14 protein-coding genes are annotated in these 16,934 nt (G+C 60.3%); 12 read left to right on the top strand and 2 right to left on the bottom strand.

What is annotated here, in order from left to right; translation table 11 throughout:
- Positions 1 to 13: 13 nt before the first annotated feature.
- Positions 14 to 997: a helix-turn-helix domain-containing protein gene (locus tag OKW29_RS26785; protein ID WP_429293241.1), complete on the bottom strand. Its 984-nt coding sequence runs from the start codon at positions 995 to 997 to the stop codon at positions 14 to 16.
- 592 nt (positions 998 to 1,589) lie between these two features.
- Between OKW29_RS26785 and OKW29_RS26780 the strand changes: the two genes are divergently transcribed.
- The 12 genes from OKW29_RS26780 to OKW29_RS26725 all read left to right on the top strand — a co-directional run bounded on the left by OKW29_RS26780 (position 1,590) and on the right by OKW29_RS26725 (position 16,239).
- Positions 1,590 to 3,635, top strand: a complete 2,046-nt coding sequence (locus OKW29_RS26780; RefSeq protein WP_429293240.1) for an ATP-binding protein — start codon at positions 1,590 to 1,592, stop codon at positions 3,633 to 3,635.
- 88 nt (positions 3,636 to 3,723) lie between these two features.
- A complete protein-coding gene (locus OKW29_RS26775) occupies positions 3,724 to 4,398 on the top strand; it encodes a response regulator transcription factor (protein ID WP_429293239.1) in 675 nt (224 codons plus the stop codon).
- 566 nt (positions 4,399 to 4,964) lie between these two features.
- The gene (locus OKW29_RS26770; protein WP_429293238.1) at positions 4,965 to 5,768 is read left to right on the top strand and encodes an enoyl-CoA hydratase-related protein; all 804 of its coding nucleotides are present in this window, start codon (positions 4,965 to 4,967) and stop codon (positions 5,766 to 5,768) included.
- Between the two features lie 91 nt (positions 5,769 to 5,859).
- A complete protein-coding gene (locus OKW29_RS26765; protein WP_429293237.1) occupies positions 5,860 to 7,089 on the top strand; it encodes a CaiB/BaiF CoA transferase family protein in 1,230 nt (409 codons plus the stop codon).
- A gap of 81 nt (positions 7,090 to 7,170) precedes the next feature.
- Entirely contained in the window at positions 7,171 to 7,908 is a 738-nt protein-coding gene (locus OKW29_RS26760; RefSeq protein WP_187626611.1) for an acetoacetate decarboxylase, read from the top strand.
- A 31-nt stretch (positions 7,909 to 7,939) separates the two neighbouring features.
- Positions 7,940 to 9,145, top strand: coding sequence for an acyl-CoA dehydrogenase family protein (locus OKW29_RS26755; RefSeq protein ID WP_187626612.1), 1,206 nt, complete (start codon positions 7,940 to 7,942; stop codon positions 9,143 to 9,145).
- A gap of 20 nt (positions 9,146 to 9,165) precedes the next feature.
- Positions 9,166 to 10,101 (top strand): 3-hydroxyacyl-CoA dehydrogenase NAD-binding domain-containing protein, encoded by a 936-nt coding sequence (locus tag OKW29_RS26750; RefSeq protein WP_187626613.1) that lies wholly within the window; start codon positions 9,166 to 9,168, stop codon positions 10,099 to 10,101.
- A 128-nt stretch (positions 10,102 to 10,229) separates the two neighbouring features.
- A complete protein-coding gene (locus OKW29_RS26745; RefSeq protein ID WP_429293236.1) occupies positions 10,230 to 11,030 on the top strand; it encodes a potassium channel family protein in 801 nt (266 codons plus the stop codon).
- 253 nt (positions 11,031 to 11,283) lie between these two features.
- Positions 11,284 to 11,568, top strand: a complete 285-nt coding sequence (locus OKW29_RS26740; protein ID WP_429293235.1) for a YtcA family lipoprotein — start codon at positions 11,284 to 11,286, stop codon at positions 11,566 to 11,568.
- Positions 11,569 to 11,587: 19 nt separating this feature from the next.
- A complete protein-coding gene (gene mdtN, locus OKW29_RS26735; RefSeq protein WP_429293234.1) occupies positions 11,588 to 12,646 on the top strand; it encodes a multidrug transporter subunit MdtN in 1,059 nt (352 codons plus the stop codon).
- A gap of 9 nt (positions 12,647 to 12,655) precedes the next feature.
- Positions 12,656 to 14,755 carry an FUSC family protein gene (locus OKW29_RS26730; RefSeq protein WP_429293233.1) on the top strand — a complete coding sequence of 700 codons (2,100 nt, stop codon included), beginning with the start codon at positions 12,656 to 12,658 and terminating at the stop codon, positions 14,753 to 14,755.
- Positions 14,752 to 16,239 carry an MdtP family multidrug efflux transporter outer membrane subunit gene (locus tag OKW29_RS26725; RefSeq protein WP_429293232.1) on the top strand — a complete coding sequence of 496 codons (1,488 nt, stop codon included), beginning with the start codon at positions 14,752 to 14,754 and terminating at the stop codon, positions 16,237 to 16,239. The genes OKW29_RS26730 and OKW29_RS26725 overlap by 4 nt, the downstream gene beginning before the upstream one ends.
- Before the next feature lie 18 nt (positions 16,240 to 16,257).
- On the opposite strand, the gene OKW29_RS26720 is transcribed toward OKW29_RS26725, so the two are convergent.
- Positions 16,258 to 16,707: a hypothetical protein gene (locus OKW29_RS26720; protein ID WP_429293231.1), complete on the bottom strand. Its 450-nt coding sequence runs from the start codon at positions 16,705 to 16,707 to the stop codon at positions 16,258 to 16,260.
- Positions 16,708 to 16,934: the final 227 nt, after the last annotated feature.

Here is a 16,934-nt window from a genome sequence, read left to right as displayed (position 1 = left end):
GGAGCCGCGTGCGCTAGCCTGCGCCTTCGTTGACTTTTCGGCCTTGCCGAAGCTGCCGGGGAGTCCGACCAGTCCTCTGGCGAATCACGCGGACGAAATGCGACGCATCCGAGAATCCCGTGCGTCGGCCGATCTCAGCGGTTGTTACGTGATCAAATGCCCGTGACTGGAGCATACGCACGGCCGCTTCCGTCCTGGCTTTCAGTAACAGTTGACCGAACGTCTCGCCGCTGCTTGCCAGAACCCGGTGCAAAGTGCGAGGCGACACATTTAACGCTGCTGCAATGTCGCTTGCAGTCAACTGCGACTCAGTACGACGCTGCATGATGCACTCGTGAATCCGTTCAAGCAGGGATCGCTCCGTAGGCGATGTCTTGAACGATTCGCCCGAAAGCTCGTGGGCCGTAAGCGCAAGCAATGCACCGAGTTGATCGGCGAGAACGGATTCAGCCAGCGGCGCGTGAAGGGTGAACTCAGGCGAGAGCTGGCTCACATAGCTTGACAGCACTCGCCCCCATCCCGAGTCTGCTGAAATTCTCCGACCTGTTAGTCCCTCCACGTTCGAGCCCCACGTGGCCAGCCATTCTGGCGGGAGCGTCAAATTCAGGAAGTCGTACGTATCTGGACAATTCATCTCGAATTCAAGCTGCGAATCAAAAAGTACCAACTCGCCGGGCAGAAGTCGCGCCTGCCCGCGGTGCGTCATCGTCCACGGGTGGTTACGGCTCATCACGAGGTGAAACGAACGACCCCGGCTCCGCGCAATCTCACGTGGCGTGGTCAGGGCATCGTGTGCTGATCCACATTGGGCTGTTACCGTAACCATACCGAGCGGGGTGCTCACGAGGTTCGACTCGAACTGGCGTGGCGAGTGGCAACCGATCGCCATCGGCACGAGGGCAGAGGCGAGAACGTCGGCCCAGTAGTCAAGCCGCTGCACTGGTGGCACATCTTGCGTCGACAACCGCGCAATCGAAGGTGGCTCGACGCTCCACATATTCTTCCTCTTATGGTGATTAAGCAAAGATTAGGACGCTGAGATCGCCTGGTCAATCAGGTTTCCTGAGCAGCGTCGTGATCCGAACATAAGGTGCGAACCTTTGCGAATCCTCGGCCCGTGATGGATGCCATTCGCTGAGCGTTCCGGCGCGGGGACGACTTGATCCCAGGAAAGGCGTACATCACTGAAGCCTGCCAGACCGGCAATGGTCTGCTGTGGCACTTACAGACCATATTTCGCGCATGAATGGCACGATCAGTCAATCTGGCGGGCGAGGCCACATCTAAACTTGTGACTGCAAGGGTCATAGTCGGCGAATCGGGCAAGCAAGGCAGGCTTCCTTCACATTTGACGAATCGTTGCGATGCCGAAGCGAAGCGCAGCAGAAAAGCGAAAACTAGCCGAAACGTTTGTGCTTCGCTCAGAACGCCGGGCCTCGCATTGATCTACCAGAAAACAAAGCGGGACAACTTACCGTCACCTCCTCGGGTGGCGGCAGTTCCATCGGCGGATGACTCACGACCCACGGGCACAACGGCTCAAGCTATCAACAGAGATCAGTTCACCCCGGTTGACATCACGATACCCCATGAATTTCTTCGCGGAATTGGTCGAGCAGTCGGAGCGGCTCCGTTGCCTTCCAAAGCGTCGGCTGTTTCGATCAGATACCTCGGTCGACCAGATTGCCCGATTACGTTATCTGGCCTGGCTTTGGTTAGCCGGTGGCTTTGCCATGGCGACTGCGACCGGGGTCTGCTTCCACCTTCAGGCTCGCCTTGGCACAGCGGGATTTGTCTATCTGATTGTCATTGTGTTGCTGTCGTTAATGGACAGCTTCATTACCTCTGCAGTTTTCTCGATAATCGCCGTTGGCTGCCTTGCTTTTTTCTTTACGCAGCCGATCTTCGGCTTTCGGGTAGCTGAGTTACGCGATGTTGCAGCGCTGATTGCTTTTCTAACCACGTCACTCGCCATCACCACACTTGTGAGACGCGTACGTTGGCTCGGGAAAGCGGCGCGCGAGCAGGCCCGGCTCCTCGATCTGTCCCACGACTCTTTCTTCGTTCGCGACATGAACGCCGTGATTACCTATTGGAATCGCGGCGCGGAGGAGCTTTATGGATGGGAAAAGGGTGAGGCACTCGGCAGGACTTCCCACCAACTCCTGCAAACCCGCTTTCCCGTCTCTATTGACGACATCATGAACACGTTGCTGAAGACGGGGCGCTGGGAAGGTGAACTCGTTCATGCCAAACGGGACGGTTCGCAAGTCGTGGTAGCTAGCCGTTGGTCATTGCAGCACAGTGCGAACGGACGCCCCATCTCGGTTCTCGAAACCAACAATGACATTACGCTGCGCAAGCGCGCCGAAGACGCGCTGCGCCGAAGTCAGGCGGCCTACCTGGCTGAAGCCCAGCAATTGAGCCTCACCGGCAGTTTCGGCTGGAACCCAGCGAGCGGAGAGATCTTCTGGTCCGAGCAAAGCTTCAGGATCTTTGGCTACGACCCGGACATCACCCCCACGGTTGAGTTAACGCTCGAACGCGTGCATCCCGACGATGTTGCCCTCTTCAGGCAAGTGATCGATAAGGCGAAGAGCGGCGAACAGCAATTTGATTGTGAGTATCGTCTGCTGATGCCGGACAGCTCCGTCAAGCATCTCCACGTCGTCGCCCATGTCGTGACCGATGAACCCGGCAAGCGGCGGTTTGTGGGCGCAATAATGGATGTGACCGCGACGAAGCTTGCAGCGCAAAAGTTGCATGAGGCACAGACAGAACTCGCGCGGGTCACGCGCGTGACGACACTGGGAGAACTGAGCGCATCGATCGCCCACGAAGTCAGCCAGCCGCTCGCCGCGATTGTCACAAACGGCGAGGCCTGTCTGCGATGGCTGGGGCACCCGAGCCCGGAACTGGCAGAGGTGCAGTCCTGCATCACGCGCATGATTGGTGAAGGCCGGCGCGCGAGCAAAATTGTTCATCATATCCGCACGTTGGCCAAGAAGGATTCTCCTCAGAAAACGCTACTGGACCTCAACGACGTGATCAATGACGTCGTCTGCCTGACTCAGCGTGAAGTTTTTAATCACAAGGTATCACTCTGCCTCAGACTTGCCTATGGGCTGCCCCCGTTGCTGGGCGACCGGGTTCAGCTTCAGCAGGTGATCATAAATCTTATGATGAACGGCATTCAGTCCATGGACGGCATTCATGGTCGGCCCCGTGAGTTGCTCATTGAGTCACGCATGGATGAGGATGGAAACCTGGTCGTCGCGGTTCAGGACTCAGGGTCGGGAATTGATCCGGAGAATACAGAACGACTATTCGATGCTTTCTTCACGACGAAACCCAACGGACTCGGCATGGGCTTGTCGATCTGCCAATCGATTGCCGAAGCTCATGGAGGATGGATGTGGGCGTCCAGCAAGCCTGGCCACGGCGCGACCTTCCAGCTCGGCCTGCCTGCGATTATCGGTCGTCCGGATAACGCACGAGGACAAATCGACTTCCGGGAGTCGACGCCATACGTCAAGCAACGACGCGCAGACCGATTTGACATTAAGACGTCTTCTTCCGGAGCCCGACAGAGGTGCACCAGCGGATCTAGCCGTATCCAAAGGAAAACGGATTGAGCGAGAAGCGTTCATTGCGGCATGAGGTATCAGAACCGGTATCGGTATGCAGAACCTTGCCGCGCAGTGTGCCGATAGGGAGACGTTGATGAGTTCTGGACAAGATTTGAGTTCGGTCAAAGGCACTAGCGAAGGCGCGCAATCGGTGGTGTACATTGTCGACGACGAAGAAGCGATCAGGCTTGCGCTAGGCTCCCTGCTGCGTTCTGTCGGGCTACACGTTGAAACATTCGCATCTTCTCCGGAATTTCTGGCATTTCCGAGGTATGACGCACCTAGTTGCCTAATTCTCGATGTCAGGCTGCGGGGCGAGAGCGGTCTTGCTTTTCAGGAGGAGGTTGCAAAGAGCGCGCTTCGCGTGCCGATCGTTTTCATGACCGGGCACGGTGACATCGCAATGTCGGTCAAAGCCATGAAAGCTGGTGCTCTCGATTTTTTCGCCAAACCTTTTCGCGACCAGGACATGCTGGATGCTGTCACTCATGCGTTGACACGTGACCGCGAGCGGCTTCTGGCCGAACAGTCAATTGCCGCCCTCCGCATTTCCCATGATTCATTGACGCGACGAGAAAAGCAGGTCATGGAATTCGTCGTGGCCGGCCTGCTGAATAAGCAGATTGCCGCGGAAATGAAACTCAGCGAAATTACGGTAAAGATTCATCGTGGACAAGCGATGAAAAAAATGGCCGCGCGCTCGGTAGCGGATCTCGTCAGAAAGGCAGAAGCGCTTGGCGTTAAGCCGCATTCGGAAAGATCGGGTTGACAGCGTGGGGCCCAGAAGTTGCGATGTTTCGCGCGTCATCTGCATGGTTGCTGCGGTGTGCGCGCGCTGGCGCGAGTCGTTCCGCATGCCGCCGTTCAGGTAAGTCATCGGTACCCTCGCTGGAATAGCACGTCTCTACGACATAGTCGCGCGCGTCCTCACTGTGCGCTTACAAGGCGCTCATAGGACCCCTGTGCCTGCGGCGAAAGACCAACAACGCAGCACACTGCGAGTGCAACCAGCGCAACAGAAAACCGTACAAGGTATTTCATGGTCAAGATATACAAATGTATGAGAATCCAATGCCAATTCGTTAGTAAGACTAGCCGTTCGTAGCATGGTTTTGTGCGAGGCGCATTTCTAAACTAATCTCATGGACTTGACCGCGCATCGCAAAAAAACCCCGGTGGTCGGCGGGAGGCTCACGCGCCACGTGTGCGAGATAGCGGGCACTGGAACCGAGAAAAAGCGAAAAGAAGGATTGCGCGCAACTACGGACCTGGAATTCTGGCGATCGCAAAAGTATCGTAGATCATTCTTAACGTTCATGCGGAGTGTTGAGATCCATGGTTGAGTCACTTACCCCGGAATCGTTTGAAACGATCGTCTTTGAAAAGAAAGGTGCTGTCGCCTACGTCACGCTGAATCGCCCCAAGGTTCTCAATGCATTGAACCAGCGAGCCATCAGCGAGTTGAGGACAGCGTTCGAAGCCGCTCGGGATGATTCTCAGGTCAGCGGTGTCATCGTCACTGGCGCAGGTGATCGCGCATTCATTGCGGGAGCGGATATCGGCGAACTTGCAAGCGCGACACCCGTCGAGGCCGAGCAGCACACACGTGACGGGCAGGCCTTGCTCAGTCTCGTCGAAAGCCTCGGCAAGCCGGTCATTGCAGCGGTCAACGGTCTTGCGCTTGGCGGCGGATGTGAGACCGCATTGGCCTGCACGATCCGACTCGCAACATCAACTGCGAAATTCGGGCAACCCGAAATCAAACTCGGCCTCATTCCGGGCTTTGGCGGAACACAGCGTCTTGCGCGCCTTGTCGGCAAGGGAATCGCGCTGCAGCTCATTCTCACCGGCGAGATGATCACCGCCGAAGAAGCGCTTCGTATCGGCCTGGTTAACGAAATCGTCGAGCCGTCGAAGCTTCTCGCGCGTGCAGAAGAAATTCTCGCGCAGATCGCCGTGAATGCACCCCTCGCGGTGCGCTACGCCATTGCGGCCGTCAATCGCGGACTCGACGGCTCGCTGTTTGAGGGACTCGCCCTTGAAGGAGCCTTGTTTGCGCTGTGCGCATCCACTGAAGACAAGACGGAAGGCACTAAAGCATTCCTCGAAAAGCGGCCACCAAAGTTCACCGGTCGATGAATAGCGACTGTCAATGCGACCGTCGTCACTGCCTCAAACACAGCGCGTAACCAACACGACGAGGTTAGTCCCACCTCATGGAGATGATTAGATGACTACCGGCAATCACGTCTTCTCGGGTCTGAAGGTACTCGATCTGGCAAGCTATATTGCGGGCCCGGCCGCGGCGACGATCCTTGCCGATTTCGGCGCCGACGTCATCAAGGTGGAACCACCCGGTACGGGTGACGCCTATCGATTCTTCTCGGCGATGCCACCGAATCCGACCAGCGACGTCAACTACGCGTGGCAACTCACGAATCGCAACAAGCGCAGCATTGCCATCGATCTGAAGTCTCCCCAAGCGAAAGAGGTGGTGCAGCGCCTCGTGCGCTGGGCCGATGTTGTCGTCGTCAATTTTCCGCCTCGCGTGAAGGCTTCTCTGGGCGTCGCTTATGAAGATCTATCGCCACTGAACGAGAAGATGATCTATGCGGATATCACAGGGTACGGTTCCCGGGGGCCGGAGGCTGATACGCCGGGGTTTGACGTGACCGCCTATTGGGCACGCTCGGGCCTGATGGAAGTGACGCATGATGCCGGAAGCCCGCCGACGCTTCCGATACCCGGCATCGGCGACCACGCGACTGCGACAACGCTCTATGCGGCGATCGTCACAGCGCTTTATGTGCGCGCGACGACGGGCAAGGGCAGCCACGTCTCGACTTCACTGATCGCAAACGGTATCTGGGCGGCGGCAGCGTGGGTCGAAGGCGGCCTCAATGGCGGCCATTTCTTCGCGCAACATAACCGTAAGTCTCCACCCAATGCGCTGCTCAATCCGTACCAGACGTCGGACAATCGCTGGATTCTCCTTGTTGCTGCGCAGCGCAAGGACTGGCCCGGCTTCGTGAAGACGATCGGCAGGCCAGAGCTACTCGAAGATCCGCGTTTCACCGACGACAAGCGCACGGCCAATGCTGCACAGCTTGTTGAGATTCTTGATCCGATGTTTGCGAGTCAACCGCTTTCCCACTGGAAGGAAGTGCTGACCGCGGGCCGCGTGATTTTCGGTGTCGTGCAGATCGCGCAAGAGATCATCAACGATCCTCAACTGTCGGCCAACGGTATCGTCGTGCCGCTCGAAGTTGCCGGAAGAGCAGGTGCCCGTACCGTCAGCAGCCCCATTCAGATCCATGGTGCACCGAAGGTCGAACCCTCCATCGCGCCCCGGCTCGGCGAACACGGCGCGGTAATCCTGAAGGAACTGGGATTCGACGATGCCGAGATTGCGCGGCTGAACGATGGCGGCGCCGTCGCCCGCTTTGAAGACAAATCATGAGGTAGCGCGTCCAGGCGCCGGACCAGGCACCCCACCGCCCGGCTTCGCATACGTCGCGCTGCAGCACACACGGAGATGCACATGACTGAAGACGAAGTACGCTCGACCGCCTATACCATGCCGTTGACGAGTCCCGCCTATCCTAAGGGTCCGTTCCGGTTCGTCAACCGCGAATTCGTGATCATCACCTATCGCACCGATCCGGAGGCGCTTGCCCGCGTGGTGCCGGCGCCGCTGAAGCCGACCGAGCCGATTGTCAAATACGAATTCATCAACATGCCCGACTCGAGCGGACTCGGCTCGTACACCGAATCCGGCCAGGTCATTCCCGTGACGTTCAACGGCGTGGCGGGCGGGTTCACGCACGCGATGTATCTCGACAGCGAAGCGGGCATTGCCTCCGGCCGCGAATTGCTGGGTTTTCCGAAGGTGTTGGCGCAACCGAAGCTCGAGGTGCGCAAGGACGCCCTCGTCGGCACGCTCGACTATAACGGCGTACGCATCGCCACCGCGACGATGGCCTACAAATACGCCGAGCTCGATCTCGTCGGCGTCAGGAAGTCGCTCGAAGCGCCAGGCTTTTTGCTGAAGATCCTGCCGAATGTGAACGGCACCGCGCGGGTCTGCGAGATCGTCAAATACCACGTCGACGATCTGACAGTGAAGGGCGCCTGGTCAGGACCCGCATCCCTGGAACTGCACCCACACTGCTTTGCACCCGTCGCGAAGCTTCCCGTTCTCGAGGTGCTGTCAGCTGTCCATATCCTGACGGATCTGTCTCTCGGGAATGCCGAGGTCGTCTACAACTACCTTGCGTAGACGTTGTCCAGACCCACTGTGCGAGATCGCCATGCCCGAGACGAAGACTTCCCAACCGTCGCTGCCTGCACCCGACAGCGACTTCTATCAGATCCACGACATTCTGAGCGAGGAAGAGCAGGCCATCCTCAAGAAGGTGCGCCATTTCATGGAAACGAGCGTCGCCCCGGTCATCAACCTGTACTGGGCTGAGGACCGGTTTCCGTTCGATCTGATTCCCGGTATCCGCGAGCTGAACATTGCCGGAATCGGCTTCAAGGGCTACGACTGCCCGGGAGGCAGCACCTTGCTCGACGGCTTCATCGCAATGGAAATCGCGCGGGTCGATGCATCGATCGCGACGTTCTACGGTGTGCACAGCGGCCTCGCGATGGGCTCGATCTACCTGGGCGGATCGGAAGAGCAGAAACAGAAGTGGCTGCCACCGATGGCGCGGATGGAGAAGATCGGCTGCTTTGGGTTGACCGAGCCGCTCGTCGGTTCCGGTGCCGGCGGGGGGCTGCTGACGACGGCCAAACGCGAAGGCGATACATGGGTCCTCAACGGCCAGAAACGCTGGATCGGCAATTCGCCGTGGTGCGACGTCTCGATCATCTGGGCGCGGGATGTCGCCGACAATCAGGTGAAGGGTTTTATCGTCGAGAACAAGACCACGCCGGGATTTTCCGTCGAGAAGATCGAGCGCAAGGTCGCGCTGCGTGTGGTGCAGAACGGCGTCATCACGATGGATAACTGCCGCGTGCCCGAAGAAAACCGCCTGCAGGGCGATCTGTCGTTCCGCGATACCGCGCGCGTGCTCCGTTTGACCCGGCAGTACGTCGCGTGGGAGGCGGTCGGCTGCAGCATGGGCGCGTACGAACATGCGCTGAAGTATGCGCAGACACGCGAGCAGTTCGGCAGACCGATTGCGTCTTTCCAGATGATCCAGGATCACCTCGCGAAGATGCTGGGAAACATCACCGCGTCGCAGTGCCTGGTCGTGCGGCTGGCGCAGTTGCAGGACCAGGGCAAGCTCAAGGACCAGCATGCATCGCTTGCCAAGGCCTTCTGCACGGTGCGCATGCGCGAAACGGTGGCGTCGGCTCGCGAGATTCTGGGCGGCAATGGCATTGTGCTTGACTACAACGTCGCCCGCTTCTTTGCCGATTCCGAAGCGCTGTACTCCTATGAAGGCTCGCGCGAGATGAATTCGCTGATCGTCGGCAAGGCGGTCACCGGTTTCAGTGCGTTTGTTTAAATTACCGGAGTTCATCTGTCATGGCCAAGCCAATCAAACGCGTCGCGATCATTGGGACGGGTGTTATCGGCGCGAGTTGGGCTGCGCTGTTCCTTGCGAAAGGCCTGGAGGTGGTCGCCACCGACATCGCCCCCGACGCAAAGAAAAAGCTCGACGATTTCATCTCGGCCGCCTGGCCTGCATTGGAGCATCTGGGCCTCGCCCCGGGAGCTGCCCCGTCGAAGCTGGAATTCACCGACAACCTCGATGCCGCCATCGCCGGCAGCGATCTGATTCAGGAAAACGGTCCGGAGCGAATCGACTTCAAGAAAGATCTTTACCGGCGTCTCGATGAGGCCTTGGCGCCGGACGTGATCATTGCATCGAGTTCGTCGGGCTTGACGATGAGCGAGATTCAGTCGGCTTGCCCGAACCACCCTGAGCGGTGCGTGATCGGCCATCCATTCAATCCGCCGCATCTCATTCCGCTTGTCGAGATCGTCGGCGGCGCGAAGACCTCAGAAGAGACGATAGAACGCGTCAGCGCGTTCTATCGCGGCCTGGGCAAGCGGACGATACGCCTGCACAAGGAGGTGCCGGGCCATGTCGCCAATCGTCTGCAGGCGGCACTCTTTCGCGAGGTGGTCCATCTGATCGCGGAGGGTGTGGTCAGCGTGGCCGACGCCGATGCCGCCGTTTCGTGGGGCCCGGGCTTGCGCTGGGGGATCATGGGGCCGAGTCTTCTGTATCACCTCGGCGGCGGTCAGGGTGGCATCGAGCATTTCTTCGAACAGTTCACCGGCCCGTTGACGGCGTGGTGGCATGTACTCGGTACGCCGGAACTGACGCCTGACGTTCGCGCGACCATCATCAAGGGGGTGCACGAGGAGATTCAGTCACGCTCCTTACAGGAGGACCTGGCGACGTACCGCGACGAGGTTCTGATGGGCCTGCTGCGCTTGCGAGGAAAGGAATGACGCTATGCGTCCCAAGCGCGGCCTGTCGAGAGACTCTTGACTGACTATAGGCAACTGATCCACAAGGCGAGCGTGATTATCTGGCATTGGGTTCGCTGTCGTCTCCATCGGCATACCTACCCGAGGTAATGATGTGGATATTCCGTGTCGATGAGCCGCGTCTTGGGGGCATCCGTATTCGCGAGTGGCGCCGCCGCGCGCGCCATACCGTCGGCCTGCTCGTTCTGCTGCTGGGCGCCGCCGCTGTTGGGCTGGTCCTGCTCGATCAGTCCAATGCCTCTATTCCCGATAAAGTGTTCGCGGCCCTCTGGGACGGGGTCAATCTCGTCTCGACACTCGGTGATTTTACCGAGTTCAATCAGCCGCAGAAGATCTTTATGCTGCTAGCCATGTTCGCGACGCTGCTGATCGGCGGATTCGCGGTTTCGAGGCTCACCGGCATGCTATCGGGCGACGATGTGATGGCTTATCGGGAGAATAGGGTCATGGAAGGCAGGCTCGTACATCTCGCCAATCATGTGGTCCTGGTTGGGTTCCATTCGCTTGGTGAACTGGTCGCACACCGGTTGCGCGAAGCGGGACAGACGGTGCTTGTCCTTGTGGGCGATCAGGACCAGGCGGACCGCGCGGCTGATCGCGGCCATATGGTTGTGCTCGGTTCTCCGGGCGTGTTCGACGACGTGCTCAGGCGCGCGCGGCTGGACAACGCAAAGGCGCTGGTCGTGACGACGCCCGACAGCAATAACAATCTGGCGATCACCTTGCTGGCGCATTCGCTGAATGCCTCGCTCGCGATCATCGTGCCCGGCGAAAATCCCTTGAGAAAGGGGCTGTTCGAGAGTGCAGGGGCATCCAACGTGGTTATCGTCGATGAGATCGTGGCGGATGCGCTGGTCGGCAAGCTCACAGCGCGGGTGGAGACGACATGAAACCAGCGGCTTCCACGGATTCTCATCTGCATCGCATTGCGTTCCTGCAGAGACTTCTGCCCATCGACCCCGCACAACTGCCGCGCGACATCATTGCACACATCACGCTAACGGTCGTGGGCATCCGGGAGATAATGGGGCATACCGCGACGTATAGCTCCTTCCAAGTCCTTGCGATTGGGTACAACGGCGCGCGAAAGGCTCAGATTGGTGATACAAGTCCTGATGACGCGAGTGACTTTGGAGCGACCACATGCCGTTCTTCAGAACAAAACGTGTGCCGCGTTCAGTCGTTGTTGCCCTGGCGGCTGTCCCTCTGACGGGCGGGTGTGCCAACTCGCCGTCCATTGGCGTGCTCGGCGCATACTTTCCCGACTGGCTGTTCTGTATCGTCGCGGGCGTCGTGCTCACGGTCGTCATCTATCTGGTTCTCAAGCGTTGGCAGGTCGACCAACTGATGTGGCCTTCAGCCGTGGTATATCCCACGCTCTTCGTCTTCCTTTCACTCGCTGCGTGGTTGATGTTGTTCCAACATTGAATCTTCTCAGGTAGATGCGATGGCGATAACTGCCAGCAGAACGAAGAAGATAGCATGGCCGGCCATCATTCTTGTCGTGGTGACACTGTTGCTGGCGGTGTTTGTCATCCGCCAGTTGGACCGCGCGCCGCGCACCGACGATGCCTATGTTTATGCGGATACGATCGACGTGGTGCCCGAGGTCAATGGGCGCATCGTCGAACTGCCCGTGCACGACAATCAGGCGGTGAAGCAGGGCGATCTGCTGTTCCGCGTCGATCCGCGTCCCTATCAGGACGCGCTCACGCGGGGCAAGGCGTCCCTCGTCGCGCTCGACCGCCAGATCGAGCTGACCCAGCGCACGGTCAATGCGCAGCAGTACAACGCGCAGTCGGTGCGTGCGGCCGTCGAGCGCGCGCGAGCCGCTGCGGGCCAGGCGTCCGATACGCTGCACCGCATGGAGCCGCTGCTGTCGCACGGCTATGTATCGGCGGAGGACGTCGATCGTGCGCGTACCGCGCAGCGTGCCACGCAGGCCGAACTCAGCGCCGCGCAACTGCAGGCGCAACAAGCGGCAGCGGCCGTGAGCGGCGTCGACGCGCTGGTTGCGCAGCGTGCCGTCGTCATGGCGGAAATCTCGATTGCCGAGCTGAACCTCGAATATTCGACCGTGCGGGCGCCGTTCGACGGACGCATCGTGTCGTTGAAAACATCGACGGGGCAGTTCGCGTCCGCGCTCAAACCCGTCTTCACATTGATCGACACGCGCCACTGGTATGTGGTCGCGAACTTTCGCGAGACAGAGCTCAAAGGCATCCGGACCGGGACGCCCGCCATGGTTTACCTGATGAGCGATACGGGCCAGCGCTTCCAGGGCAGGGTCGATTCGATCAGCTATGGCGTCGCGTCCGATGAAGCCGGCCTTGCGTTGCCGGGCGGGTTGCCGCGCATTCAACGCACGCTTAACTGGGTCCACGTCTCGCAGCGCTTCCCAGTGAAGATCCGCGTCGACAATCCGAACCCGGAGCTGTTTCGCGTCGGGACATCGGCGGTGGTTGTTCTGCACCCCGGGCGCGGCGACGACGGCGAGCGCCATTGAGGATCGCCCATGGCCGCCGCCGACTACCTGCCCGTCACGCTGCGCGATACAGGCGCGTTCCTCAGCCGCGAGCTTGCGCCTTTCCCCGGTCGCGTCAACGTGACGTTGCGTTGCATGTTGACGAGCGCGATCGTGATCGTCGCGTCGATGACGCTCGAAGTGCCGGAGCTTGCGCTGTCGTTGCTGGTGGTGTTCTACGTGACGCAGGCGAACGTGGTGGTCACGCGGCTGGTAGGCCTGATGTTCATCGTCGGATCGACGCTCGGCATCGGTCTGTCGATCCTGCTCATGAAGTTTACATTCGACTACCCGTTGCTGCGCATCGTCATCGCGAGCCTGCTGTTCTTCGGCAGCGTGTATCTGCTGCGCGTTCTCAAGATCGGTGTGGTGTTCTTCATCGTCGCCATCATTGTGATTTACGTGCAGAGCTTCGTCGACCGGACCGATCAGGCCGATCTGCTGATCCGCGCGGTGTTGTGGGTGTGGGTCGCCGTTAACTATCCGATCGCGCTGACGCTCGTGGTCAACACGTTGTTGTTGCCCGCCGAACCGCAATTGCAGCTCAAGGCGGAAATCCATCGACAACTGGCGGCGCTGGACATGCGCCTGACGCAACTGGTCGACGGCACCACGCACGCCGAGCCGATCACGCTGGCGGCCCTCCAGCAAGGCGCGCTGACGCTGCAGAAGCTGCTGCGGTTTACGACGATGCGTGACGCCCACTATCGCGAGCATCAGGCGCTGCAGCTTGCATGCATTGCAACAGTGTCGCGTCTTTATCGCGGAGCGAGTGACCTGCCGCCCAGTTGGCCGGGCGCGTCGGCAGCACAACTGGCGATGTTGCGCGAGTTGCACACGAACTGCCGCGCGCTCGACGAAGCGGTGCTGACAGACGAGCCGTATCGCTACCTGAGCACGGCAACAACTGAAGAACGCGCTGCCGCCGATACGTTTCCCGCCACGGCCGAATTGCAGCGGGCGCTGCGCGCATTCGCCGATCTCACCGCAAGCGATGTCGAACCCGGCAAGCCGCCCGCGAGCGAGCCGATGCTCGCGCCCGACGCATGGAACAATCCCGCGTACGCGCGCTTTTCGCTGAAGACGCTGCTCGCCGTGCTGGCCTGCTACGTGTTCTACAACGCCGTCGACTGGCAGGGCGTCCACACGATCATGCTGACTTGCGTGATCGTCGCGCTGCCGAGCCTCGGCGCATCGGCGCAGCGCGCGTTGCTGCGGGTGGCCGGTGCTGCCATCGGAAGCGCGCTGGCGCTGTTCATGGTCGTGTTCGTCGTTCCTCATCTCGACGACATTGTCGGTCTGCTGCTGATGACGCTGCCTGTCGTCGCGTTCGGGGCATGGATCTCGGCCGGTTCGGAACGGATCGGCTACGCGGGCGTCCAGCTGATCTTCACCTTCTCGCTCGCCTTGTTCGAACAGTTCGGTCCAACCATCAATCTGACGGAAATACGCGACCGGCTGGTCGGCATTCTGCTGGGCGTCGGCGTGGCGACTTTTGTGCAGATGTCGTTCTGGCGCGAGGGCGAGGGCGACGTGTTGCGGCAGAAACTCGCGACGATGCTGCGTGCGATTGCCGCCCAGCTACGCTCGCCACAGGCGGGCAGCGACGAACGGGATGAGTTGCCGTACGCGCAGCGCCAGTTGCAGGCGTGGGCCGTGCTGGCCGATTGCGAAGCGACGCTCTCGCGCGTCGCACTTGAGCCCGGCTGGCAGGAAACGGAACAGGCCCAACTGACGCTGCGCGCACAAACCGTCCTCGCGCAGGGGCGCGAGATCATGCTCGCTGGCGATGCGCTGCACAAGGCGCTGGCGTCTCAAGCGGGGTCATCGAGCCCGCAGGCCGTGGGCGCAGTTCGGGCGGCTCAGGAACAGGCTTGCGCCGAGGTCAACCGATACGCGGACGAGCTTGCCGTCAGTCCGCCCGAGGCGCACGCCCCGCAACGCATCCTGATCGCTGCCCAAGCCGTCGAACCGGCCGATCAGCCGCTCATCGTCGCCGCGGAAGATCTGTCGCGGCAGGTCGCAGGCCTGCCGGACTGGCGCATCGAGGCACCCGTCGCGGCGAGCTCTTCACAGGCCGTACGAACATGAATACGCTATCGGGTTTGCGTGCCTGGCAATGGCGTCGATGCTTCGTATGCGTCGCGGGGATATCGTTCGCGCTGTCGGGTTGCGCGCTGATCCATCACAACGGGACGCCCTATACCGAGATCGCGCCCGAGCAGATCAATCTTGCTGACGACATCCATCTTGCGCGAGAGGGTTGGCCCGCGGCGCGCTGGTGGGACCGCTATCGCGATGCGCAGCTCGACGCGCTTATCGATCAGGCGCTCGCCGATGCGCCGACGATGGTGATTGCGCGAACCCGCGTCGCGCAGGCGAAGTCGGACGTCGAGCTTGTCAGAACGGGGTCGAGCCTTCAGGTGGCCGCGCTGGCGTCGCTGAATCGCGAGCATGTCTCGGCGAACGGCTTTATCGGCCCGTTCGCGATGAACGAACCGGCGTTGGGGCTGACGGGCCCCTGGTACACCGAAGGCATCGTCGGGCTTGGCGCAAGCCTGGACGTCGACATCTGGGGCAAGCAGCGCGCGCAGGTCGCCGCATCGCTTGGTGTGAGCAATGCGCGGCTCGCCGAGACGGCCGCCGTCGAACTCGAAATTTCGACGGATGTCGCGCAGCTTTACTACGGCATTCAAACGACTTACCAGCTTATCGATCTGCTGAATGAATCGCACGATGTCGCGGTGTTCGCGGTGCAGGCACACGAATCACGTGCGGCGCGGGGTCTCGAAGCCCGTACGTTACTGGAAGAAAGCCGCGCGCAGCAACTGGGCATCGAACGGCAGATCGTGTCGGCGCAAGGGCAGATCAAGCAGTTTCGCGAATCGTTGCGAGCGCTGGTCGGCGCGGGACCCAATGGCCTGCCCGCCATCGAGCCGGTCGCGTTGCCACGCACGCAAGCGGCCCTGCCGGCGACGCTGTCATACGAACTGCTGGCCCGGCGGCCCGACCTTCAGGCGATGCGCTGGTATGTGGAGGCGTCGTTCGACCGGATCGACGCAGCGAGAGCGGCGTTCTATCCGAGTTTCGACATCAAGGCGTTCTTCGGCTTCAACGCATTGCATCTCGCGGACCTCTTCACGCATGCCAGCCAACAGATCAACCTGATTCCGGGCCTGTACTTACCGATCTTCGACGGCGGCAGGCTCAACGCAAACCTGAGCGGCGCACGCGAGGGGAGCAACCTGTTGATCGAGCAGTACAACCAGGCTGTGCTGAACGCGGTACGCGATGTCGCGCAGACGGGCAGCCGCCTGCAGGCCCTCGATGCGGAGGCCGGGTTGCAGAAGCAGCGCATCGAATCGGTTGCGTTTACGCGGGACAGCGTCGAGGCACACTACCAGCGAGGTCTGACGAGCCGGCTCGCGGCGCTCGAAGCGCGCCAGCCGGTGATCGCCGAGCAGGTCGCATTGCTCACGCTTAACGGGCAGATGCTCAGCCAGGAAATTACGCTGACGAAGGCGCTCGGCGGCGGGTATCGCGCCGAAGCGCCCGTCGAACTCATGCCGCGTTGAACGGCGTGCGAGCGGGTTTCAATCCAGTTGCGCGCGAAGCGATGCAAACTCCGCGCGGCATGCGTCGCTGAAGTTGTTGAGGATATCGATCGAGCCGTCCGCGAGCATCTCGCGAATCTCGATGAAGGACTTGTCCGGCGCGAGGTAGGTGTCGACGATCTTGCGTCCGATCACGTCGGCTTCGTCTGCGACTTCGCGTGAAGACTGGACTCGCATGCGGCTTATTTTGGCGTAGAGGCTGCCGAGCGAGTTCAAATCCGGCTCGTTGTGTTGCAGTGCGACAACATAGCACTTCGTCGCCTCCTCGATGAACTCCTTGTAGAGTTCCTGACGCCGGACGCGGTCATGCGCTCGCCACTCCGCGCGAACCTGAGTGCGTTGGGTCAGCCATGTGGCAAGAACGGAAGTCAGGCCGCCAATGGCGGCGCCGATGAGTGCAGCCAGTGCGGAGATGACCGATGGGTTCATAGAGCATTTTCTCTCTGCCAATCACGGTCATCCATATTAGCGCCGGTGCGTGCATTTTTCGCGATACAAGTGCGACGCAACGCTTCGCGTTGACGCTCGCCGCGCTCGGGTTTTTGTTCAAGGACTCAGAAAGTGGCGTAGACCGCCCGCAAAGAAAAAATCCAGTCCAAGTTATCCAGCTGCAGTGCGGCGGCGGATCTAGGAAAAAACCCTTGGTCGCCCAGTGC

It is taken from the genome of Paraburkholderia sp. CI3 (assembly GCF_050436505.1).
Taxonomy (GTDB): domain Bacteria; phylum Pseudomonadota; class Gammaproteobacteria; order Burkholderiales; family Burkholderiaceae; genus Paraburkholderia; species Paraburkholderia tuberum.
This window is presented reverse-complemented; position numbering and strand designations above follow the sequence as displayed.